Source organism: Acidovorax sp. KPB24-07, assembly GCF_057543315.1.
In genome coordinates, this window is record NZ_BAAJYS010000952.1 from 1 (window position 1) to 563 (window position 563).

Annotated in this window: 1 protein-coding gene; it reads right to left on the reverse strand. The window is 69.8% G+C overall.

The window, feature by feature from the left end; genetic code table 11:
* On the reverse strand, positions 1-563 hold a 563-nt coding region (locus tag AC27IQ_RS26850), incomplete at both ends, for an RHS repeat domain-containing protein (RefSeq protein ID WP_487091521.1).

Sequence of the window (563 nt, forward strand, 5' to 3'; positions counted from 1 at the left end):
TGCGCTCGACCTCGCGGTGCAGGGAATCGCGTTCCATGTCGGCGATGACCTGATGCGCGCCTTCCTGTCCGGGCAGCGCGATGTTGATCTGGTGCAGATGGCCGGAGCCATAGAACAGCCAGTTCAGCGTGCGCCCATCGGGCAGCAGCGTCTGCGTGCGGCTGCCCAGCGGGTCGTAGCTGTGAACGAGCGAGCGCGACAGGCCTTGAGGCGATGCCGCAGCGCGCCCCAGCCGCGCTGGCAGGCCGGGGCCACCCTGGCCGATGAGCGTCTGCGTCTCGCTCAGGAGCTGCCCCACGGGGTCGTAGGCGAAGGCCAGGTGGGCCGCGCCATTGTTCGCCTGGGTCAGCCGGCCCAGCGCGTCATAACGGTAGGTGGTCTCCTCGGGCGGACCTTCGTGTCCCTGGGCACGCTTGGCCAGCAGCCGGCCCAGCGCATCGCGCTCGAAGTGCGTCACCTTGCCCGGCCCGGCATCGCTGCCCCCCGCCTCGATCAGGTGGGTCAATTCGCTGGCCGCGTTGTACACGTAGCGCTGCCAGCGGCCGTCGAAGCCGATCTCGTCG